Source organism: Prescottella sp. R16, assembly GCF_030656875.1.
Taxonomy (GTDB): Bacteria; Actinomycetota; Actinomycetes; order Mycobacteriales; family Mycobacteriaceae; genus Prescottella.
Window position 1 is genome coordinate 4,137,661 of record NZ_CP130943.1, and the last position, 21,948, is coordinate 4,159,608.

At 69.1% G+C, this 21,948-nt stretch carries 20 protein-coding genes; 6 read left to right on the forward strand and 14 right to left on the reverse strand.

Going from position 1 to position 21,948, the window contains the following annotated elements:
- Positions 1-3 precede the first annotated feature (3 nt).
- Both Q5696_RS19345 and Q5696_RS19350 read right to left on the reverse strand, forming a co-directional pair.
- Complete coding sequence (locus Q5696_RS19345; RefSeq protein WP_305092865.1) at positions 4-411, reverse strand: VOC family protein; 408 nt, start codon at positions 409-411, stop codon at positions 4-6.
- Between the two features lie 119 nt (positions 412-530).
- Entirely contained in the window at positions 531-755 is a 225-nt protein-coding gene (locus Q5696_RS19350; protein WP_370654950.1) for a hypothetical protein, read from the reverse strand.
- A 411-nt stretch (positions 756-1,166) separates the two neighbouring features.
- Here Q5696_RS19350 and Q5696_RS19355 point away from each other — a divergent pair, with 411 nt between their 5' ends.
- The 4 genes from Q5696_RS19355 (at position 1,167) to Q5696_RS19370 (ending at position 6,508) form a co-directional block, all read left to right on the forward strand.
- Positions 1,167-3,650, forward strand: a complete 2,484-nt coding sequence (locus tag Q5696_RS19355) for a LuxR C-terminal-related transcriptional regulator (protein ID WP_305092867.1) — start codon at positions 1,167-1,169, stop codon at positions 3,648-3,650.
- Between the two features lie 79 nt (positions 3,651-3,729).
- Positions 3,730-4,695 (forward strand): pirin family protein, encoded by a 966-nt coding sequence (locus Q5696_RS19360; RefSeq protein WP_305092868.1) that lies wholly within the window; start codon positions 3,730-3,732, stop codon positions 4,693-4,695.
- Between the two features lie 85 nt (positions 4,696-4,780).
- A complete protein-coding gene (locus Q5696_RS19365) occupies positions 4,781-5,554 on the forward strand; it encodes a pirin family protein (RefSeq protein ID WP_305092869.1) in 774 nt (257 codons plus the stop codon).
- Positions 5,555-5,587: 33 nt separating this feature from the next.
- On the forward strand, positions 5,588-6,508 hold the full coding sequence (locus tag Q5696_RS19370) for a PaaI family thioesterase (RefSeq protein WP_305092870.1): 921 nt from the start codon (positions 5,588-5,590) through the stop codon (positions 6,506-6,508).
- A gap of 80 nt (positions 6,509-6,588) precedes the next feature.
- On the opposite strand, the gene Q5696_RS19375 is transcribed toward Q5696_RS19370, so the two are convergent.
- Positions 6,589-7,464, reverse strand: coding sequence for a type IV toxin-antitoxin system AbiEi family antitoxin domain-containing protein (locus Q5696_RS19375; protein ID WP_305092871.1), 876 nt, complete (start codon positions 7,462-7,464; stop codon positions 6,589-6,591).
- A 116-nt stretch (positions 7,465-7,580) separates the two neighbouring features.
- Here Q5696_RS19375 and Q5696_RS19380 point away from each other — a divergent pair, with 116 nt between their 5' ends.
- The gene (locus Q5696_RS19380; protein ID WP_305092872.1) at positions 7,581-9,539 is read left to right on the forward strand and encodes a M13 family metallopeptidase; all 1,959 of its coding nucleotides are present in this window, start codon (positions 7,581-7,583) and stop codon (positions 9,537-9,539) included.
- A 58-nt stretch (positions 9,540-9,597) separates the two neighbouring features.
- Here the strand turns inward: Q5696_RS19380 and Q5696_RS19385 are convergent, their stop codons facing one another.
- The 10 genes from Q5696_RS19385 to Q5696_RS19430 all read right to left on the reverse strand — a co-directional run bounded on the left by Q5696_RS19385 (position 9,598) and on the right by Q5696_RS19430 (position 19,634).
- Positions 9,598-9,924 carry a YnfA family protein gene (locus tag Q5696_RS19385; RefSeq protein ID WP_305092873.1) on the reverse strand — a complete coding sequence of 109 codons (327 nt, stop codon included), beginning with the start codon at positions 9,922-9,924 and terminating at the stop codon, positions 9,598-9,600.
- Between the two features lie 63 nt (positions 9,925-9,987).
- Positions 9,988-10,998 (reverse strand): L,D-transpeptidase, encoded by a 1,011-nt coding sequence (locus tag Q5696_RS19390; RefSeq protein WP_305092874.1) that lies wholly within the window; start codon positions 10,996-10,998, stop codon positions 9,988-9,990.
- Positions 10,999-11,093: 95 nt separating this feature from the next.
- Positions 11,094-12,779 carry an FAD-dependent oxidoreductase gene (locus Q5696_RS19395; protein ID WP_305092875.1) on the reverse strand — a complete coding sequence of 562 codons (1,686 nt, stop codon included), beginning with the start codon at positions 12,777-12,779 and terminating at the stop codon, positions 11,094-11,096.
- Between the two features lie 117 nt (positions 12,780-12,896).
- Positions 12,897-13,100, reverse strand: coding sequence for a dodecin (locus Q5696_RS19400; protein ID WP_305092876.1), 204 nt, complete (start codon positions 13,098-13,100; stop codon positions 12,897-12,899).
- Positions 13,101-13,113: 13 nt separating this feature from the next.
- A complete protein-coding gene (locus Q5696_RS19405) occupies positions 13,114-14,346 on the reverse strand; it encodes a serine hydrolase domain-containing protein (protein ID WP_370654826.1) in 1,233 nt (410 codons plus the stop codon).
- A gap of 91 nt (positions 14,347-14,437) precedes the next feature.
- Positions 14,438-15,490, reverse strand: coding sequence for a DNA polymerase domain-containing protein (locus tag Q5696_RS19410; protein ID WP_305092877.1), 1,053 nt, complete (start codon positions 15,488-15,490; stop codon positions 14,438-14,440).
- A 3-nt stretch (positions 15,491-15,493) separates the two neighbouring features.
- Positions 15,494-16,567 carry an ATP-dependent DNA ligase gene (locus tag Q5696_RS19415; protein WP_305092878.1) on the reverse strand — a complete coding sequence of 358 codons (1,074 nt, stop codon included), beginning with the start codon at positions 16,565-16,567 and terminating at the stop codon, positions 15,494-15,496.
- 79 nt (positions 16,568-16,646) lie between these two features.
- The gene (locus Q5696_RS19420; protein WP_305092879.1) at positions 16,647-17,171 is read right to left on the reverse strand and encodes an OsmC family protein; all 525 of its coding nucleotides are present in this window, start codon (positions 17,169-17,171) and stop codon (positions 16,647-16,649) included.
- Between the two features lie 198 nt (positions 17,172-17,369).
- The gene (locus Q5696_RS19425; RefSeq protein ID WP_370654951.1) at positions 17,370-18,437 is read right to left on the reverse strand and encodes a magnesium and cobalt transport protein CorA; all 1,068 of its coding nucleotides are present in this window, start codon (positions 18,435-18,437) and stop codon (positions 17,370-17,372) included.
- Between the two features lie 489 nt (positions 18,438-18,926).
- The gene (locus Q5696_RS19430; protein ID WP_305092881.1) at positions 18,927-19,634 is read right to left on the reverse strand and encodes a FadR/GntR family transcriptional regulator; all 708 of its coding nucleotides are present in this window, start codon (positions 19,632-19,634) and stop codon (positions 18,927-18,929) included.
- Positions 19,635-19,702: 68 nt separating this feature from the next.
- On the opposite strand from Q5696_RS19430, the gene Q5696_RS19435 reads away from it, so the two are divergent.
- Complete coding sequence (locus Q5696_RS19435) at positions 19,703-20,977, forward strand: MFS transporter (RefSeq protein WP_305092882.1); 1,275 nt, start codon at positions 19,703-19,705, stop codon at positions 20,975-20,977.
- Here Q5696_RS19435 and Q5696_RS19440 read toward each other — a convergent pair.
- Positions 20,967-21,818 carry a helix-turn-helix transcriptional regulator gene (locus tag Q5696_RS19440; protein WP_305092883.1) on the reverse strand — a complete coding sequence of 284 codons (852 nt, stop codon included), beginning with the start codon at positions 21,816-21,818 and terminating at the stop codon, positions 20,967-20,969. The two genes, Q5696_RS19435 and Q5696_RS19440, sit on opposite strands and share 11 nt — an antisense overlap.
- Between the last annotated feature and the right edge of the window lie 130 nt (positions 21,819-21,948).

The window sequence follows — 21,948 nt, forward strand, 5'->3', positions numbered from 1 at the left end:
CGGTCACTGCTGCCCGGTGGCAGCCGGGTCCATCCACATGACTTCCCACACGTGGTTGTCGAGGTCGCGGAAGGCACGGCTGTACATCTGGTCCGCGTCGTGCGGGTCCATCCACTTGGTGCCGCCGGCCGCGATCGCGGCGTCGACCAGTGTGTCGACACCCTGACGACTGTCCGCGGAGATGCAGGTGAGAACCTCACGGCTGGTGGTGGTGTCGCAGATGTCGTCCTCGATGAAGGCCCGGAACCGGTCGTGCTCGAGCAGCATCACCCACGCCGAGTCGCTGATCGCCATGCAGGCGGTCTGCTCGTCGCAGAACTGGTCGTTGAACTCGAAGCCGAGCCCGGCGAAGTAGGCGCGGGACGCGGCGACGTTCTCGACCGGCAGATTCACGAAGATCAAACGGGACATGGTCTGTTCCTCCTGGTGAGCGTTGGCAGTGCGGGCACTCCGACGTCCGTGCCGGGCACCCACACCGATACAGACCGGCGGCGGCACGAAAACTCATCGCGCCGCCGTGGCCCGCAGTGTCAACGCCCGTACGGGTACAGCACACCGGCGGCATCGAGACGCCGGACGCGGTTGTGTTCGGCGTGCACGAGGGTTGCACCCGCGACGAGGCTGACGACGCAGATCGTGCCGGCGATGAACGCCCACCCGCGGAATCCGTATCCGGCGGCGACGAGCGTCATGCCGAGCGTGACGATCGCGACGGCGATCAGCCCGTAGCCGGGCCAGCCGCGGGTGTCCGCCATCGCTTCGCCCGGGTGCTCGTGATTGTGGATCGCATGGGCCGGCGGCTCGGCGTGCCGGTTGCTCTCGAAGGTGCTCACAACAGCCTCCCGTGTCGGATTCCGTTCGTGCTCCCGGACGGCCCGCCCCGGACGCTGCCGGGTCCGGCCGTCTCTCGCATTGTTCCCCAACCCGGGACCGCCGCGCAGCGATACGGCCCGATCCGGCCGGCGTGGTCCTGTCACCGAAAACCACACCCGGACCTGGACGTTTGTGCAACACTGTGCTGCCCGTGCTCGTGACGTCGGGGCGTCGCGATACGCGTGGCACGGGGATCGCGGGGGCGGTACCACCTGCGTCGGCACTGCCGGCGGAGAAGGGGAGCGTGGACAGTGAAACCGGTGCAGGCCGCGATATCGGAGCGCGCACGTCGAATGCTGGTGAACCGACCACGATTGTTCACGCGGCTGTCCGATTTTCCCGTACTGATCGTCGTCCGGGGGCCGCGCGGTGCCGGCAAGACGAGCCTGCTGACCACGTGGGCGTCGTCGAGCGCACCACCCGGACCCGTCACCTCGATCGCGTCCCCCGACGCGTCCACCGACCGCGACGCCTACTGGGCTGCCGTGACGCGCCGGATCGACGACGTCGAGCGCGCCGACGGATCCGGTGCCCCCGTCACCGTCCTCCTCGACGACGTCGACCGGTTGGCGGACGCCGGCACCGACGGCCGCATCCTCGCCCTGCTGGACCGGTATCCGCGACTGCGGGTCGTCGTCACGACGCGGAGCACCGCAGTGTTCGACGACGCCACCCCCCTCGACGTCGACCATGTCACGGTCGCCCCCGACGAACTGCTCTTCACCGCGGACGAATCCCGTTCGGCGCTGTGGACGCGGGGAATCGAATTGCCGCGCCCGCTCATGGACATCGTGCACGCGACGACCGGCGGGTATCCGCCGCTCGTGCAGTCCGCGGCCGCCGTCGCCCGCCCGTTCGGTGCAGACCACGACGGCCGGGAGTCGGCGCGCCGCACCCTCGAACGGGCCATCGACCGATACGTCGGACGCACGATCCTCGACGATCCGGAGCTCGCCGAGCTGCGCGATTTCGTTCTCACGATCGCGGCCGCCCGCACCGTGACCGTTCCCGTCGCCGAGGTCCTCGCCGGTCCCGGTGCCGCCGAGCACGTCCGGACACTCGAGACGGCGGGGGTGCTGGTGCGGTCACCGTGGCCGAAGGACGACGAGTGGGCGTTCCCGCCCCCGATCCGGGAATCGTTGATGCGTGGGGTGCGGCTCGAGGCGCCCGCCGGGCCGCTGCGTGCGTCCGGCGAGCTGGCGTCGTGGCTGCTGGACCGAGGTGACGTCGCCGCCGCGATCGAGCACGCGGTGGAGGCGCAGGACTGGGATCTCACGGTCGAGATCCTCGAATCGAACTGGGTGGGGTTGGTCTCGCGACGATTCCATCTGGTCCGGGACGCCCTCGCCGCGCTGCCCGCGGACGTCGCCGTGGACGACGTGCCGATCCGGGCCGGGCGGGAACTGTTCCTCCGGCTGGGTGCGGATGCGACGCATTTTCCCGATCCGCCGGAGCTCGATGTCGACTCGGTGGTGTCGCACGATCCGCAGTCGGCGACGGACACGCTGGCGATCGGCAGTGTGCAGTCGCTGATCCTGCGGGTGGCGGGGCGGTTCACCCAGGCCGCGGAGATGAGCATTCGGCTCTCGGCCCTGGGTGATCGGCTGGCGGCCGCGCCGTCGCCGCAGGTGGCCGCGTTCCTGCCGCTGCTGCGCCTGCAGTGGGGGATCACCCATCAGGTGCACGGCGATGTGGGCCGGTCGTCCGTGGAGTTCCGGCGCGCCTACGCCGGAAACCGGCCCGCCGACACCAATTTCGTGGCCCGGCACGCGGCCGGGAACCTGGCGTTGAACTATGCGCTGACCGGGGAACTCGGTCATGCGGAGGCGTGGCTGGACAAGGAGCACCGCCACGACGACGCGTCGACGTGGAGCACCCCGATGGCCCGGACCGGAGGGCTCGTGGCGTCGGCGCTCGTCTCGATCGGGCGGATGGAGCTCGGCGACGCCGAGAAGACCCTCACGGAGCTGGGCGATCTTCCCGACGACGACGAGTTGTGGGCGTTCGCGGTCTACGCACACTGCCGGCTCGCGCTCGTCGGTGGACACCCCGAGTCGGGTCTCGACCGGTTGCGGCGGGCGATCGCCGTCTACGAACGCTGGCACACTCCCGGGTCGGTGGCGGTGCCGCTGCTGGCATCGGTCCAGGCGGACCTGCATCTGGCCCTCGGGCACGGCAACGAGAGCTGGAAGACGCTCGAGGACACGCACTGCCGCGATCCGTGGACGACGATCTCGCGGGCGCGTCTCGAGCTGGCCAGCGGCCGGTCCACCGACGCTCTCGTCGACTGCACACGGCCGGTGGTCGCGGACTGCCCGTTCCCCCGGGTCCGAATGGAGTCGACACTGATCCAGGCCGCAGCGCAGCTCGACCTCGGCGACGAGTCCCGGGCCCGGACGACGCTGCGCCGGGCCGTCGCCATGTTCGAGCAGACCGGGGGTGTCCGGCCGTTCGCGGTGCTGCCGGCGGAATGGGCGGCTCGTCTGTCGGAACTGGACGTCGACCTGCCTGCGACGTGGCGGTCCGCCGACCCGGATCCGGCCGTGTACCCGGACCGTGTGCAGCTGGTCGGGCTCAGTGAACGGGAGTCGGCCGTCCTGGCGGCGTTGGCGTCGACGCCGTCGGTCGCGGCGATCGCGACGCAGCTGTTCGTCTCGCAGAACACGGTCAAGACCCAGCTGCGCAGTCTCTATCGCAAGCTCGATGTCCATTCCCGGTCGGACGCCCTGCACACCGCGGCCCGGCTCGGGCTGATCGACCCGTCGGCGAGTACCTGACCCGGTCCCGGGAATATCGGGACCCGATGTGCGTTGAGTACGGTAAATTAGTTGAAACATCAATCACTTGGAGGACGCCATGCCCGCCGTGACCGTCGACAACATCCTCACGCTGCCCCGCCTCGGGACCCCCGCACCCGACGCGGTCGACCGCCCGGTGCGCGGCATGATCACCGCCCCCGTCGGCTACGAGGGCGAAGGCTTCCCGGTGCGCCGCGCGTTCGCCGGCATCGACCTCGCCCACCTCGACCCGTTCATCCACATGGACCAGATGGGCGAGGTGAACTACGCGCCCGGCGAACCCAAGGGCACCCCGTGGCATCCGCACCGCGGCTTCGAGACCGTCACCTACATGATCGACGGGATCATGGAACACCAGGATTCCAACGGCGGCGGCGGCACCATCGGCGGCGGTGACACCCAGTGGATGACCGCCGGCGGCGGCATCCTGCACATCGAGACCCCGCCCGAGCACCTCGTCACGAGCGGCGGCCTGTTCCACGGCGTCCAACTGTGGGTCAACCTGCCCAAGAGCAACAAGATGGCAGCACCGCGTTACCAGGACATCACCGGCAGCAAGGTCGCACTGGTGTCGAGCCCCGACGGCGGCGCCCTGGTCCGTGTCATCGCCGGCGAGATCGGCGGCCACCACGGACCCGGATCCACCTACACCCCGATCGCCCTGTCGCACACCACGATCGCGCCCGGAGCGAGCGTCACCCTGCCGTGGAACCCGGACTTCAACGCACTCGTGTACGTCCTCGCCGGGGACGGGTTCGTCGGTGCCGACCGGCGGCCGATCTCGTCGGGCCGGACCGCGGTCCTCGGACGCGGCGACACCATCACGATCGCGGCCGCCGACACGCAGGATTCGCGCACCGAGTCGCTCGAGGTGTTCGTCCTCGGCGGGCAGCCGATCCGCGAACCCGTCGCGATGGCCGGACCGTTCGTGATGAACACCAAGGCCGAGGTTCTGCAGGCGTTCGAGGACTACCAGGCCGGACGGCTCGGATCGATTCCCGCCACCCACGAAACACTCTCCTGACCGCCACGGTGACGGCTGTTCGTACGCTGTGAGTCGACGGCCGTCACCGCCCCGCCCCGCCCGTGCCCGTCACCGAGGAGGAACCGTGCCCACCCTGACCACCCCGCACATCGACGTCCGCCGCGCCGGCGACCGCCTCACCACCCGGATCCCGTGGCTGGACTCGAAGCATTCGTTCTCGTTCGGACACCACTACGACCCGGACAACACCCACCACGGTCTGCTGCTCGTCAACAACGACGACACCGTCTCGCCCGGACAGGGGTTCGACACCCACCCGCACAAGGACATGGAGATCGTCACCTGGGTGCTGCGCGGTTCGCTGGTACACCAGGACTCGATCGGACACTCGGGCGTCATCTACCCGGGCCTCGCCCAGCGGATGAGCGCCGGCACCGGCATCCTGCACTCCGAGAAGAACGACTCGTGGCGGCTGCCCGACAGCGAGCACACCGAGCACGAGGAGCCGGTGCACTTCGTCCAGATGTGGGTGGTGCCCGACGAAGCCGGCATCACCCCCGGCTACGAGCAGCTCGAGATCGACGCCGAACTCCTCGACGGCGGACTGGTCCCGGTCGCATCGGGTATGCCCCGCTACCGCGATCACGCTGCGATCCGCATCAAGAACAAGTACGCGACGCTGCACGTGGCCCGACTGCAGCCCGGCAAGTCGGTGCGACTGCCCGAGGCACCGTTCGTGCACGTGTTCGTCGCGCAGGGCAGCGCCGACATGGACGGCGTCGGGGACCTGTACGAGGGCGACGCCGTCCGTCTCACCGCGTCCGGCGGACAGACCGTCACGTCCGAGACCGGCGCCGAGATCCTCGTCTGGGAGATGCACGCGCGACTCGGCGGCTGACGTCGTCGAGCACTCGGGTGGTACACAGGACCGGTGACGTCGACCGAACTCGATCCCGCCCTGCCCGAGCTGCGTGACCGGCTGAACCTGCTGATGGGTGTGCAGGCCCGGGCGATCCGCCCGGGCCACCTGGTGCTGGCGCAGGAGGTGGGCCCCCGGTTCCACGACCATCGCGGGCAGACGATCCTCGGGTCCGTCGGCATCCTCGCCGACGCCTGCCCCGGCGGATCGTTGGGCAATTCGATCCCCGAGGACGCCGGCATGGTGCTGTCGCAGCTCTCCGCGACGCTGGCCGCGCCGATGCCGACCACCGGTGTCGTCGTCGCCACCGGTGACGCCACCCACCTCGATCTGGACGCCGGGATGGGACTCGCGTCCGGGACGATGCACGACGACGTCGGCACCCCGCTCGCGGTCCTGCAGTCCCGCGGCATCCTCGTCACCCGGCCACGGTCCAGCGCCGACACGGTGCTCGGCGGGGAGCGCCTGCCCGTGCCCGCCTCCGAGCCGAGCGCGAGTGCCGACGAGCTGGCCGGCCGCACCGGCCTCGACACGGTCGACGCGATCGCATCCGAGTCGATCGCCCGCGGCCCCCTCGCAGGCCTGCTCGATCTTCGACTCACCGACATCGAACGCGGTTGCGTCACCGCAGCATTCACCCCGAACGAGTGGATGAGCAACCCGCTCGGCTCCATTCAGGGCGGCATCCTCATCACTGCCGCCGACCTCGTGAACGGCCTTGCCGCACAGACTCTCACGGCAGCCGGGCAGCAGTACCGCATCCTGGATCTACGCATCGACTTCGTCCGCTCCCCCGCCGTCGACGGCCCCGACATCCGTGCCGTCGCCGACGTGGTGCGGGCCGGACGCCGTATCGCGCTGATCGAATCGCAGTTGGTCGATGCGTCCGGGCAGATCCTGGTGCGCGCCGCGGCCTCCGCCCGGCTGTCCTGAGAAAGCCGCCGACGAGCCGTCCGCACGTTCCGGCTTCCGCGGGTTGTGAAGAATTCCTGCCGGTACGCGGGCGGAATCCTTCACAACCCTGCGGTCAGCGCGGTACGGATCTGCGCGAGCACCGCCTCCGGGTCGTTGTGCAGGTGGTGCCACGTGAACCGCAGGACCCGCCACCCCGCGTTCATCAGGGTGTTCTGTCGTTGGGCGTCCCGGTTGAATCGCTCGACGTCACGGTGCCACGCCCACCCGTCGACCTCGATCGCGACCCGATCGGCGACGAACGCGACATCGATCTCGTAGCCACAGCTGACCACGTGCGGCCGCCACCGGGTCAGTCCCGCCGACCGCAGCAACCGGTGCAGCATCCGCTCTGCCTCCGACGCCCCTCCCTCCCCGGCTGCGCGCAGCAACCGGGCCGCGGCGGGAGCGCCGTGCCGTCGGGCGTTGCGTTCGTGCGCTGCGGCAAGCGCCTCCAGCGTCGTGTGCCGTTGGATCGCGCGGTCCATGAGCACGGAACCGGCCCGCACATCGACCGCTGCTTCGAGTACCGACAGCGGAAGGCCGGTCACCCGCAGTGCCCGCCGCGACTCGGTGTCCCTCCAGTCGAGGGTGCGGCGTCGAATCCGAACACTGCTGTGCCGCACGACAGTTCGCGAGACAGGGATCGTGACGGTGTGCCGCGCCGGAGGCCGGTCGAGTAGTCCGTGCCACCATGCGGCACTCGCCCCCGACGCTGCCGCACCCGTCCCGGCCGCGTACACCGCGGCCCGTAGTTCGACGGACGGGGTGTGTGCACGATCGGAACGCAAGTAGACGCCGGTGGCGAGCCGCCGCCACTCCCCGGAGCGGACCCTGCGTCCGATCGCGGACTCGGACATCCCGGCGTCCCGCGCCTGGTCGAGCGTGACCACACCGTCCTGCCGGGCCATCGCGGCATGCACCTGTCGTGGCGTCATACCGAGTTCGACGCAGACGGCGGCGCCACGGTTCCGGCCGCGGGTTGTGAAGAATTCCTGCCGGTACGCGGGCGGAATCCTTCACAACCGCCGCCTCCGGCGCACTCGATGCCAAGATGGAGTGCATGACTCGTTCCGGTATCGACCTCACCCACATCGACGCGGGCGCGCGCCCGCAGGACGACCTCTTCGTGCACGTCAACGGCAAGTGGTTGGACGAGTACGAGATCCCGGCCGACCGCGCGGTGGACGGCGCGTTCCGCACGCTGTACGACAAGGCGGAGGAGGACGTGAAGACCCTCGTCCAGGAGGCGTCCGCGTCCGGCGCGGCGCACGGCACCGACGCGCAGAAGATCGGCGACCTGTACTCGAGCTTCATGGACGCCGACGCCGTCGAGGCTGCCGGCCTGTCCCCGATCGCGGACGAACTCGCGGCGGTCGCGAATGCGGCGAACCCGAGCGAGCTGGCCGGGATCGTCGGACGCCTGCAGCGCACCGGTGTCGGCGGCGCGGTCGGCCAGTACGTCGACACCGACGCCAAGGATTCGTCACGCTACCTGGTGCACTTCACGCAGTCCGGGATCGGATTGCCCGACGAGTCGTACTACCGCGAGGACAACTACGCCCCGATCCGCGACGCGTACGTCGCGCACATCCGGAAGATGTTCGAACTGGCCGGGATCGAGTACGACGCGCAGCGTGTGTTCGATCTCGAGACCGCGATCGCGGCCGGTCACTGGGATGTCGTCAAGCGCCGGGACGCGGAGCTGAGCTACAACCTGCTCACCCTCGACGATCTGCAGTCCCGCCACGGTGGATTCGATTGGTCTGCTTGGATTTCCGGGCTGCAGGCCACCGAGGGGCAGCTCGCCGAGGTCGTGGTGCGTCAGCCCGGCTTCGTCGAGTCGTTCACCGAGCTGTGGACGTCGCAGCCGATCGAGGACTGGAAGGCGTGGGCCACGTGGCGGATCCTGCACTCGCGGGCGCCGTACCTGACGGAGGCGATCGTCGCGGAGGACTTCGCGTTCTACGGCACGACCCTCAGCGGCACGCAGGAGAACCGGGAGCGGTGGAAGCGCGGCGTCTCGCTCGTGCAGGATCTGCTCGGTGAGGCCGTCGGCAAGCTGTACGTCGAACGGCACTTCCCGCCGGAGTCCAAGGCGCGCATGCAGGAACTGGTAGCGAACCTGCAGGAAGCCTACCGCCGCAACATCTCCGACCTCGAGTGGATGAGCCCGACGACTCGGCAGGCCGCGCTGGCGAAGCTCGAGAAGTTCACCCCCAAGATCGGCTACCCGGACAAGTGGCGGGACTACTCGGCCGTCGAGGTCGACCCGGCCGACCTGGTGGGCAACTACCGCAGCGGTTACGCCGCCGACCACGACCGCGACATCGCGAAGCTCGGCGGGCCGGTGGACCGCGACGAGTGGTTCATGACGCCGCAGACCGTGAACGCCTACTACAACCCGGGCATGAACGAAATCGTCTTCCCCGCAGCGATTCTGCAGCCCCCGTTCTTCGACGCCGCCGCCGACGACGCCGCCAACTACGGCGGCATCGGCGCGGTCATCGGCCACGAGATCGGGCACGGTTTCGACGATCAGGGCGCCAAGTACGACGGCGACGGCAACATGGTCGACTGGTGGACCGACGACGACCGCACCGAATTCGGTAAGCGCACCAAGGCGCTCATCGAGCAGTACAACGACTTCGAGCCCATGGACCTGCCGGGCCATCACGTCAACGGCGAGTTCACGATCGGCGAGAACATCGGCGACCTCGGTGGCCTGTCGATCGCGCTCGAGGCGTACCGGATCGCGCTCGACGGCACCGAGGCTCCGGTCCTCGACGACCTGACCGGGCTGCAGCGGGTCTTCTTCGGCTGGGCGCAGGTGTGGCGCACGAAGGCGCGTAAGGAAGAAGCACTGCGGCGATTGGCAGTCGACCCGCACTCGCCGCCGGAGTTCCGCTGCAACGGCGTGATCCGCAACCTCGACAGCTTCCACGAGGCCTTCGACGTCCGTCCCGGCGATGCCCTCTATCTGGAACCGGAACAGCGCGTCAAGATCTGGTGAGCAGCGGAGCTGCCCGTGCACCTTTTCGGTAGCTGCTACCGAAAAGGCGCACGGCGGCTCACCGCGCGTACATGATGACGGCGACGCCGGCGAGGCACAGGAGTGCGCCGGCGATGTCGTAGCGGTCGGGACGGAAGCCGTCCATGACGACGGCCCACAGCAGGGATCCGGCCACGAACACGCCGCCGTAGGCGGCGAGGATGCGGCCGAAGTCGGCGTCGGGTTGCAGGGTGGCGACGAGGCCGTAGACGCCGAGGGCGATCATGCCGGCGCCGATCCACAGCCAACCCCGCTGTTCGCGGACGCCCTGCCATACGAGCCAGGCGCCACCGATTTCGAACAGTGCGGCCAGGGCGAACAGCAGGATCGAACGAGTGACGGTCATGGCATGACTATGGCAACCGTGCACCTTTTCGATAGTTGCAGCTACCGAAAAGGTGCACAGCGGCTACCGGTTCCAGTCGCCCAGGCCGTCGGCGCCGTTGAGGATTCCACCGGCGGTGTTCTGCACGATCACGGGGTCGCCCTTTTTGGCGTTCTCGTAGAACCAGCGGCCGTCCTCGGTGCTGACGTTGAGGCAGCCGTGACTGACGTTACGGTGCCCCTGGTCGTTCACCGACCAGGGTGCGGCGTGGACGAAGATGCCACTGTAGGAGATTCGGGTGGCGTATTCGACGTAGGTTCGGTAGCCCTCGGGGCTGTCGATGGGAACGCCGTAGGTGGACGAGTCCATGTACATGTCGCGGAATTTTTCGCCGACGATGTAGGTGCCGTTGGGGGTTTCGTAGCCGGGTTTACCGAACGACGTGGGCATGGTTTTGACGATGTCGCCGTTGCGGGTGACGGTGATCTGTTTGGTGACGTCGTCGGCGACGGTGACGAGGGCGTCCCCGATCGAGAATGTGGAGCGGGTGTCGCCGGCGTCGACGGTGACGGGGATGTTGGCGGGCCAGAACTGGTGGGGCTTCCACCGGACCTGGCGGTCGTTGATCCAGTAGAAGGAGCCCTCCACTGCCGGACCGTCGCCGGCGGTGACACGGATGGCGCGTTCGGCGACGGCGCGGTCACCGATCGCTTCGTCGAACCGGATGATGATCGGTTGTGCGACACCGACGACCTCGCCGGGCGCAGGGTCGATCGACGGTGCCGAGAAGTTGGCGGGCCCGATCGGCGGGGTTGCCGGGGCGACCGATCCGGTCGGCAGCATGGCCCGCACCTGCGGCGGCAGTTCGACGCCGTCGGGCAGGTGCAGCAGTGGGGTGGGCACGCCCGGTACCTCGGGCAGCGACGGCAACTGCGGCAGCTGGATCTCGGGGATGTCGGGACCGCCGGGGAAGAGTGGTGCGGCTTGGGCCGGTGCGGCCAGTACTGCGCCCGTGGCGGCGACGCTCACCGCGGCGGCAGCGAGCCTGCGACCGGCAGTGCTCCTGCGGAAACTCCGACGTGTAGTGCCGGTCATGACGACCCCCTTGTTCGACACCCGAACGCGAACGAGCGCCCGGCACAACCATTGAGGCATACCGGGCGCTCGTTGCACAACTGTGTCGGGTGGTGTCAGCTTTCGTCGGTGCGGGCGACGTCGAGCATGGCCCGCAGGTCGACGAGTTTGGTGCGGGCGCGCCCGCTCTCGGCGCCGAGTGCACGCTCGTGCTTGTCGATGCGCTGCCAGCCCTGGAAGTCGACGGTGTCGGGTTGACGTTCCCCGACCAGGGCGGTCAGCTTCTCGCGGTCGCCGTCGGGCTGCGCGAGCGCGCCGCCGGCGAAGTCGGCCAGCAGCATGTCGACGGTGGCGGCCGAGCAGTGTTTGTTGGTGCCGATGACACCGGTGGGGCCGCGTTTGATCCAGCCGGCGACGTAGACGCCGGGCACGGGGGCGCCGGTGTCGGGGTCGATGACGCGCCCGTTCTCGTTGGGGACGACGCCGCGACGTTCGTCGAACGGTATACCGGCCACGGGCAGGCCCTTGTAGCCGATGGAGCGCAGCACCAGGCCGGTGTCGACGGTGTCGGTGCGGTCGGTGGCGCGGGCCACGAGTTTCCCGGAGTCGTCGGCGACGAGTTCGTTGTGGACGAGGCGCACGCCTTCGACCCGGTCGGTGCCGATGATCTCCTCGGGCGATGCCAGGTAGCGCAGCACGATGCGCTTACGGCCGTCGGTGGTGGTGCGCTTGGCGAATTCTTCGACCTGGCGGACCTTGAGTTTCTCGGACGGTTCGGAGTCGGGGCCGTCGATCCAGGCGCGGCTGACGGAGTCGAGGACGACCTCGTCGGGGTCGACGACGATGTCGACGTCGGCGAGTTGGCCGAGGGCGATGAGTTCGGGGTTGGTGTAGGCGGCCTGTGCGGGTCCACGGCGTCCGACGAGGACGACCTCGCGGATGTTGCTGTGGCGCAATGCCTCGACGGCGTGCTCTGCCATGTCGGTCTTGGCGAGTTCGTCGGGGTCGAGGACGAGGGCGCGGGCCACGTCGAGGGCGACGTTGCCGTTGCCGATGACGACGGCGCGTTCCCCGGACAGGTCGAAGGTGCGGTCGGCGTAGTCGGGGTGGCCGTTGTACCAGGCGACGAACTCGGTGGCGGCGTGGCTGCCGGGCAGGTCTTCGCCGGGGACACCGAGACGGCGGTCGCTGGCGGCGCCGACGGCGTAGATCACGGCGTGGTGGTGGGCGAGCAGTTCGTCGTGGTCGATGTGCTTGCCGACCTCGACGTTGAAGTGGCACTGCACGGACCGCTTGCTCAGCGCCGACCGGAAGACGTCGGTGACGGCCTTGGTGCCGCCGTGGTCGGGGGCGACGCCGGCACGGACCAGGCCGTACGGGGTGGGCAGCCGGTCGAACATGTCGACCTCGACGCGCGGATGCGATGTCAGCTCGAGCGCCGCGTAGCACGCGGACGGCCCGGAGCCGACGATCGCGACGCGCAGCGTGCCGAGGTCGGCGGGCAGGTGCCGCGGCTCGGGCAGTTCGGGCCAGTCGTCACCGATGGGGTGCTTCTCGAAGTAGGCGGCGTTGATGTCGGCGTAGACGGCGTGCGCCTCGCTGAGTTCGTTGTCGCCGAAAATGGCGTCCACGGGGCACTCGTCGACGCACGCACCGCAGTCGATGCAGGTCTGCGGGTCGATGTAGAGCATCTCCGTGGTGGCGAACTCCGGCTCGTCCGGTGTCGGATGAATGCAGTTGACGGGACACACGTCCACACACGAGGCGTCGTTGCAGCACGCCTGCGTAATCACATAAGCCACAGTTCTTCCCTACCTGTGAGTACCCGACCGAGACTGTCGTTCTCGAACAGACTATAACGTGTTCCAGTTCGGGTCGAGGTTCCGTACGCCACGACCGGCAGTGCGGGACGTTGTGCCCTAGTCCAGTCGGAATCCGACCTCGAGTGTCACCTGCGTATGGGCGACGGTGCCGTTCTCGATGTGTCCGCGGGTCTCGACGACCTCGAACCAGTCGAGGTTGCGCATGGTCTCGCTCGCGCGGCTGATGGCATTGGCGATCGCCGCGTCGACGCCGTCCGTCGACGAGCCGACGACCTTGATCACCCGGTAGACGTTGCTCATCGTCCGACCTCCCTCATTGTTGTTTCTGCACGATCGTCTGTGCCTCCGCGCCGAGCCGGGCCAGCCGCAGGTCACCGAGCGCGGTGACGGCGTTGCCCAGCCGGTTGGTGACGAATGCGAGTGCCAGTCCGGTCTCCGGGTCGGCGTATGCACCGGATCCGCCGACGCCGTAGTGGCCGACGCCGCGGGTGGGCTGGGTGCGGCTGGCCAGCAGCGGCGGGTGGTAGCCGAGACGCCAGCCGAGTTTGACGCCGAGCACGTAGTCGCGGTCCCGGGTCTGCACCGTCCCCAGCTTTTCGAGGGTCTCGGGCTGCAGGAAACGGGTGCCGTCGATGACGCCGCCGTTCGCGATCGCGGCGTACATGCGGGCCAGCGAGCGGGCACTGAACACGCCGTTCCAGCCGGGCATGACGGCGTCGTGGACGGCGGGGTTGCGGACGAGCTCGTCGAATCCGTCGGGCATCGCGGCCTCCGCGAGGCCTCGCAGCGGGCCGGCGTGCGCGAGCACCGTCGACGTCAGCCGCCAGTCGAGCCCGCCCGGGTTGATGTGCGGGAACAGTTTCGCGATCCGCGGCTTGTGTGCGGCGGGCACCCGGTACCAGAACTCGTCTGCGCCGAGCGGTTCAGCGATCTCCTTGCGCACGATGTCGGTGAACGGTTTGCCGGTCGCACGCGACACGATCTCGGCGACGAGCCACCCGAACGTGACGGCGTGGTAGCCGGGTCCGCGGAGCCGGCGACGGTCCGGGGTGGCGGCGGCGAGGGCGTCGATCACGGTGTCGTAGTCGAGCAGGCCGGTGCGGCCGGGAACCAGTCCGCGCACCTTGTGCAGGCCGCTGCGGTGGGTGAGGACGTCACGGATCGTGATCGACTCCTTGCCGGCGGCCGCGAATTCGGGCCAGTAGGCGGCGACGGGGGTGTCGTAGTCGACGATGCCGCGTTCGGCGAGCCGGTGGACGATCGTGCTCGCGACACCCTTGCCGGTGGAGAACGACAGGGCGACCGTGTCGTGGTTCCAGCGCCGGTCCCGGTCGGCGTGACCGGCCCAGATGTCGAGCACCTTCTCGCCGTGCACGTACGCGACGAGCGCACCACCGCCGTTCTGCGGCTGCCGGTACAGCGAGAAGAACCTGTCGGCGAGCGGCAGGAACCGGGGATCGACCAGCATCTCGGTGCGGGGCCGCGGCGGCACCGGTTGCGGCGGCGCGGGGCTCGACGTCTGCCCGCGTTCGACCTGGATCGTCATGGCGCCCTCCGGTTCGGCTCCTCACACCATTGTGATTGGCGCAGCCTACGGGCGGAAGGGCTCGATGCGGGGCGAAACGGACGGATGAGACCTATCGCGCCGATTCGTTACGATCCCGGTCCCGGCTCGGCTGCACACGTTTCGGTTCGCCCGGCATTTTCGGGTAGTTCGGCGGGTACGGCAGGTCGCCGAGTCCGGCGGCCTCGTCCCGATCCGCCATCTCGAGCAGGACGTCGAGGGGGTGTGCGACGTCGTCGAGGTGCGCCATCGGGTCCGGACGGTCGGCGAGCAGGCCGGGGACGGTGGCGATCGTGCAGTCGTCGGGGTCGACGGTCTCGAGTTCCGACCAGGTCACCGGTGTGGACACCGTCCCGATCGGGGTGTTGCGCGCCGAGTAGGCCGACGCGATCGTCTTGTCGCGGGCGTTCTGGTTGAAGTCGAGGAAGATGCGCTGCCCGCGTTCCTCCTTCCACCAGGAGGTGGTGGCGCGGCCGCTGCTGCGACGTTCGATCTCCCGGCACAGCGCGATCCCGGCGCGGCGCACCGCGGTGAAGTCCCAGCGCGGTTCGATCCGGAGGTAGACGTGCAGGCCACGTCCGCCCGACGTCTTCGGGAATCCGATCAGGCCGAGTTCGTCGAGCAGCGGCGCCGTGACGTCGAGGGCGATACGGCGGGCGTCGTCGAAGTCGGTGCCGGGCTGCGGGTCGAAGTCGATGCGCAGTTCGTCGGGATGCTCGACGTCGGGGCAGCGCACCGCCCACGGGTGGAACGTGATCGTGCCGAGGTTCGCGGCCCACACGATGTCGGCGGCACTGCGCACCCGCAGGGCGTCGGCGGTGCGCCCCGACGGGAACGTGATCTCGCACGAGGCGACGTGTTCGGGACGCTTGGCCGGCACCCGCTTCTGGTAGATCTCCTCGCCTTCGACGCCGTCCGGGAAGCGCTGCAGGTGGGTCGGCCGGTCCCGCAGCGCGCGCAGCAGTTCCCCGCCGGTCGCGACCGTGCGGTAGTACTCGACGAGGTGCCGTTTGGTGCCGCCGTCCGCCCCGAGGCGCGGGTAGTAGATCTTGTCCGGGTTGGACAGCCGCACGGGTACACCGTCGACGTCGAGTTCCTCTGCCGGAGATCGATTGGTGGCAGCCATGATTCAGTGTTCTCCCGTCAGGACGTCGGCGAGGTCGTAGCGCAGCGGAACCTCGAGTTGTTCGAACGCGCACGACTCGGGGACGCGGTCGGGGCGCCAGCGCAGGAAACGCGCGGCGTGCCGGAACCGGACCCCGGCCTGGCTGCCGTGTTCACCGAGCCCGCCCTCCATCTGGTCGTACGCCACCTCGAGAACCCGCTCGGGCCGCAGCGGAATCCAGCTGCGGTCGATGCTCGACTGCCACCGGGTGGCCTCCCCTTCGGCGACGACGTCGTCGCCGACACGGAGCGGTTCGAGTTCGGCGAGCAGTTCGATGCGGCGCTTCGCGGTGAACGCCGACGCTCCCCCGACCATGCGCAGTTCGTCGTCGTCGTACAGGCCGAGGAGGATCGATCCGATGCCCGGCAGCGACTTGTGCTGCCGATACCCCATCGCGACGACGTCGGCGGTGCGAGAGTGCTTGACCTTCACCATCTCCCGCTTGTTCGACAGATAGTGGCCGTCGAGGCGTTTGGCGACGACACCGTCGAGTCCGGCACCCTCGAACGTCTCGAACCAGCGCTCGGCCGTCTCGGCGTCGAGTGTCGCGGCGGTGACGTGACAGCGCGGTCCTCCGCCTACGGCTCCGAGCAGCGCCTCCCGCCGTTCGGTGAACGCACGTTTCGTGAAGTCCGCGTCGCCGAGCGCCAACAGATCGAAGCCGATGAACCGGGCCGGGGTCTCGGCGGCCAGCAACCGCACCCGGCTGTCGGCGGGATGGATGCGTTCGGACAGTGACGCCCAGTCCAGCCGGGTCCGTCCGCCGACCTCCCGCGGCACCACCAGTTCACCGTCGACGACGCAGCGCGGCGGCAACTCGGCGCGCACTGCCTCGACCATCTCCGGGAAGTACCGGGCCAGGTCCTTGCCGCCGCGGGAGCCGAACACGACGTCGTCGCCGTCCCGGAACACGATGGCGCGGAAACCGTCCCACTTCGGTTCGTACGACCACACGGGTGCGTCGGCAGGTTGTTCGGGCACTCCGGACGCGGCCTTGGCCAGCATCGGCTGCAGGGGTGGCGCGATCGGCAGATCCACGGGGTCCATAGTGACACCCGATCGCCGCGTTCGCGCGGGTTCGACGCGGCCCGGCGTCGCCGGGCCGCGTCGGGATCGATCAGCCCGCGGACGGGGTCTCGAGCACCGAGACGACCGGCGTCGGGTTACGGGTCAGGTCCAGCACCGGGCAGTGCGTCTCGGCGGCCGCGTGCAGTTCCAGGTAGCGCTCCCGTGATTCCGGGCCGGTGACGGTCACGACGACACGCACCTCCCCGAAGCCGGGACGCACAGCGTCGTCGAACCCGAAGAAGCCACGGACGTCGAGGTCGCCCTCGGCGCGGGCCTTGATGTCGTCGACCCGGATGCCGAGGCGCTCGGCCCAGAACCGGTAGGTCACCACGTGGCAGGACAGCAGCGACGCCAGGTAGTACTCGACGGGGTTGGGGGCGGTGTTGTCACCACCGAGGGCCGGCGGCTCGTCGACCTCGATCGCGTACTTGCCCAGCGAGACGGTGCTGGCGACCGCGTCGTGCGCCCGGGCCGAGGCCCGGAAGACGACGTGCGCCTTGCCGGCGTCCTGCGCCACCGCATCGGCGGTGGCGGAGACGACGGCGGAGAGACGGGAGACGGAAGCTGTGGTCATGAGAGAACCCTGTCGTTCGTGTGGGGATTCCGGGCAGGAGGAACTGCCCGGCGAAATGGTCGTCGGGGCCGATCGGGGTCAGCGACAACCGCAGGTACACACGAGCGCGAAATCGACGTGGCGACGCCGCGTCAGCAGCGCCCCTGAGTCGATCGCGCGAGGTTCGGTCACGCCGAGACTGTAGCCCGTCGCCGCCCCCTACAACCAGCCGCGCCGCTTGAAGACGGTGTGGAGACCGAAGCAGGTGAGGAACATCAGCGTCAGCGCGAACGGGTAGCCACCCGCCCAGTGCAGTTCGGGCATGATGTCGAAGTTCATGCCGTACACGGTGCCGATGAGGGTGGGGGCGAACAGGATTGCGGCCCACGACGAGATCTTCTTGATCTCCTCGTTCTGCGCCAGGCTGGCCTGTGTGAGGTTGCGCATCTCCTCGTTCTGCGCCTGCGATACGAGGGTGGCGTTGACGGTGAGGATGTTGGCGAGCAGTGCCCGGAATCCGTCGACGCGTTCGACGACGGTGGTGGCGTGGTCGGTGACGTCGCGCAGGTATTTCTGCAGCTCCGCGTCGGTCTGGTATTTGTCGAAGCCTGCCGACAGCGCCCGCAGCATCCCCAGCAGCGGCTTGGTGGCGCGCTGGAATTCGATGACCTCACGGGAGAGTTCGTAGATACGTCGCGACACCCTCGGATCGCCGCTGAACACTTCGGTCTCGATCTCGTCGATGTCGTTCTGCAGCCCGGCGACGACGGGTGCGTAGCCGTCGACGACGGCGTCGAGGATCGCGTACAGCACGGCTTCGGGGCCGAGTTGCAGCAGCTCCGGCTCGTGCTCCATGCGCGTGCGCACGTTCGACAGGTCCGGTGACTCGCTGTGCCGGACGGTGAGCACGAACGTGGGGCCGCAGAAGATGTGCAGCTCCCCGAAGTCGACGGATTCGGATTCGTCGAGGTAGCGGGCGGCGCGCAGCACCACGAACAGGGTGTCGCCGTAGCGTTCCAGTTTGGGCCGCTGGTGTGCGACGATCGCGTCCTCGACGGCGAGCTCGTGGAGGTCCAATTGTTTTGCGGCGGCATGTAGTTGAGCGTCGTCGGGGCGGTACAGCCCGATCCACGCCATGGACGACGGATCGGGCAGGCTCGCGAGGGCGTCCGCCAGGGTCGTGGGCGACGAGATACGACGGCCGCCCCGGTAGACGGCACTGTTCACGACGCTCGATTCGACGGCGACGGAGGACGGCGGTACCGGGCCGGGCTGCCGGGGGGCCATCGAATGCTCCGGCGACACGGTGTCGTCGGCGGTGCCGGCGGAACGCCGGGGCAGGATCGAGCGGATCGGACGCTTGTCGAGCATGCGAGTACTGCTTTCGGGAAGGCCCACGGACCGGAACACGCCACACGGTCGCGGACACCAGTCGACGCACCGCCGGGGAAGGCGGCGCAGATTGTCCGGTATTTCAGCTGGTACTCGGAGGTTGGCTACTCATGACTAGCCCCACCTCCTCTTCCTCGGCATCCCGCAGATGCGGCGGGCACGCATTCGACACGAACGACGACACACTACTCCGCGGCCCTCGGCGGCGACAACCGCGGTATCAGCCGATGCGTTCCATCTCCGGCAGGTAGCGTGCCGAGTTCGCGACGTACGTCGCCACGCCCCGCCGGATCCCGTCCGCGAACTCGTCCGGATTCGTATGCAGCACAACGGTTGTCGGCGCGGAGAACACCTTTCGAACACGGAATGCGCTTCTCGAGGTTTCTACCCGGTGTGCGCCGACCCCTCGGCATCGGCCCGGCGTTCGTGTACCCCGGCGACGAACAGGTCCAGATGACCACACGTGCCGCGCAGGGCGAGCGCCTCGTCTCCCGACGCGATCCCGTCGACGACGTTCCGGTGATGCCCGGCCCCGAGTTCGGGTTCGTGTACGCCCTCGGTGAAGTCGTAGGTGGCGCGCAGCGGCTCCGAGATTCCGGCGAACAGTTCGTCGAGGACGGGGTTGTGGGCCGCGGCTACGACCGCGATGTGGAAGGCGAGATCGGCGTCGGCGAACGCAGAGCCGTCCCCGCTGCGGCCGGTCTCGTTCCGCAGATCGAGAGCCTCGCGCAGGCGCCGGATGTCGTCGTCGGTGCGGCGGGCACACGCGAGCCGCACCGCCTCGAGTTCGAGCGCTCGGCGGACCTCGTAGACGTGGAGCATCTCCGAGACCGCGACCCGACGGGTGAGGAGTCCTCCGATGTCGGTGCGCGCGCACACGTACGTCCCGTCCCCTCGACGGATCTCGAGGATCCCGGTGGAGGTGAGGCACTTGATCGCTTCACGGAGGGTGTTGCGCCCCACGCCGAGGAGGTCGGTCAGTTCGGGCTCGGTGGGGATCCGTTCGCCGATCGGCCAGTCGCCCGACGCGATCCGGGCGCGCATCCAGTCCAGCGCCTGCTGGTAAGCCGATTCCCTCTGCACAACCGTCACCGGTTCATCCTCACACGAGTCGCCACCCTCACCCAGAATACATAGGACATCCTACGTAGGATGTATTCGTGCCGACGACCACCGTACGTTCCCGGACCGCCCCGCAGGACTCTCCCGACCGCACGCCCCGCTGGCCGACACGCCATTTCCACGGAATCGGGTACGTCCTGGCGATCCTGCTGGTGGGCGCGAACATGCCCACCGCGCTCTACGGCGTCTACCGTGCGGACTTCGGGTTCAGCCCCGTCACCCAGACAGTGATCTTCGCGGTGTACGCGGCCGCCCTCGTGCCCGCCCTCTTCCTCTTCGGCCCGCTGTCGGACCGGGTGGGGCGACGCCCGGTTCTGGTGACGGCACTCGTCGTGGGTCTCGCAGGGGCCGGTGTGCTCGCGGTGGCCGACGCGACCGCCTGGCTCGTGGTCGGCCGCATTCTCCAGGGCGTGTCGGTGGGAGCCTGCTCGGCGGCCGGGGCGGCGGCCCTACTGGACCATGTACCGGCGCGCGACACCGTGCGCGCCGCCCGCGCGGCGAGTGCGAGCACCGCGGCGGGCGCGGCGCTCGGCCCGCTCCTCGCCGGGGCGGTCGCCGAGTACCTCCCCCACTCCACCGTGCTGCCGTACGTTTTCTTCGCCGCGGCCCTGATCCCGGGTATCGTCGCGCTCGCCGCCCTCCCGAAACCGACGGTGTCGGTGCGCCGCGAGCAGACCGGCCGCACCCGGCGTCGCCTCGTCGAGGTCCCGCGTCTTCCACGTGAGATCCGAGCGGTGTTCGTCCTGGCGACGCTGCCGGCCGCGATCGCCTGGGCCACGGTGGGGTTGTTCCAGTCGGTGGTGCCGTCGTGGATCGCGGAGCTGCTCGGTGTCTCCAACCTGCTGGTGGGCGCTGCGGCCGCCGCGCTCGTGATGGGGTGTTCGGTGCTGTCGCAGCTGAGCATGCGCGGCGTCGATCCGCTTGTCGCGCAACGTATCGGGCTCGGGGTGATGTTCGCCGGGACGGTGGGACTGCTCGTCGTCGACCGCATCCCGAGCCTGCCGTTGCTCTTCGTCGTGACAGTGACGGTGGGCATCGGGCACGGCTGGGCCTTCGCGGGCGGTATGCAACGGGTGAGCGCGGCCGTCGCCGTGCGGGCCCCGGAGTCGAGCGGAGCCGTGCTGGCGGCGTTCTTCACGGTCACGTACATCGGCCTGGGGGTGCCGGCGATCGCGGCCGGACTCCTCGTCACGTATCAGGGAACCGCGGCAGCAGTTGCGGAGTTCGCGGCGGCCGCAGCGGTTCTGTGCCTGATCGCGTTGGTCTCGAACACGGTCCGCCGATCCGAGCCGACCGGATCGGCTACGGAATGAGGCCCTGCCGCCGTGCCTCGACGACCGCCTCGTGCCGGCTCCGGACGCCGAGTTTGGTCATGATGTTGCGCATGTAGCTCTTGACCGTGTCCAGGCGCAGACCGAGCCGCTGCCCGATCTCGGCGTTGCGGCATCCGAGCGCGACGTGGACGAGCACTTCGAACTCGCGGGCCGACAGGGACACCTTCGCCGGTTCGGAACCTCCGGTGGTGAGCACGCGCAGTTTCTTCTCGACCGCTTCGATCTCTGCGGCGAGGCTCAGGTCGTCGAGTCGGTCGGCGATCGAGCGCAATGCCAGATAGCTCTCGATGATTCCCTCCGACACGCGCGGATCGCGGTGGGCCGCCGGTTCGGCGCGCGCGTTCTCGATCATCACGAGCCGGCGGTCCACCTCGTCGCGAACCTCGATCTCGTGGGCGAGGCTGCGAGCGGAACGCATCACCGTCTCCGCGACGACGTCACCGATGGGCAGGTTCGCCCGTAGTCCGCCGTACAGCGTGGCGCGGGTCCTTCCGTGCACCACGACGGGCGCGGCGAAGAGCGACTCGATTCCCTCACTGGCCACCTCGTGGTCGTAGTCGTGCGTGATGTGCGGGGAGTTCGCGTAGTCCTGGACCGCGCCGGGGCGCTGTTCCGCCATCACTCGGCCTCCCAGCCCACACGCACTGTCGATCACGAGGTTCCGCAACATCGTGCCGCGAGTCCCGACGAAGCCGGACAACCGCACACGAGGCCCGTCCGCCACACCTCCGAACATCACCGGCAGCGATGTGCTGGTGCGCAGGCGTCGGAGCTCGGCGCGGATCGCATCCTCGTCGCTGGGTCTCAGAGTGTCGGTCATCTGTTCGTTCGAAAGGGTCCGGTCGGTTCTTCGGAAACGGTTCTCGGGTACCCGCTCGGACACCCACTTCAGAGGGTAGTGGGCCGCTCGCGGCACCCCATAGCGTCGACCCGACGGGTTGTAGCGCCCG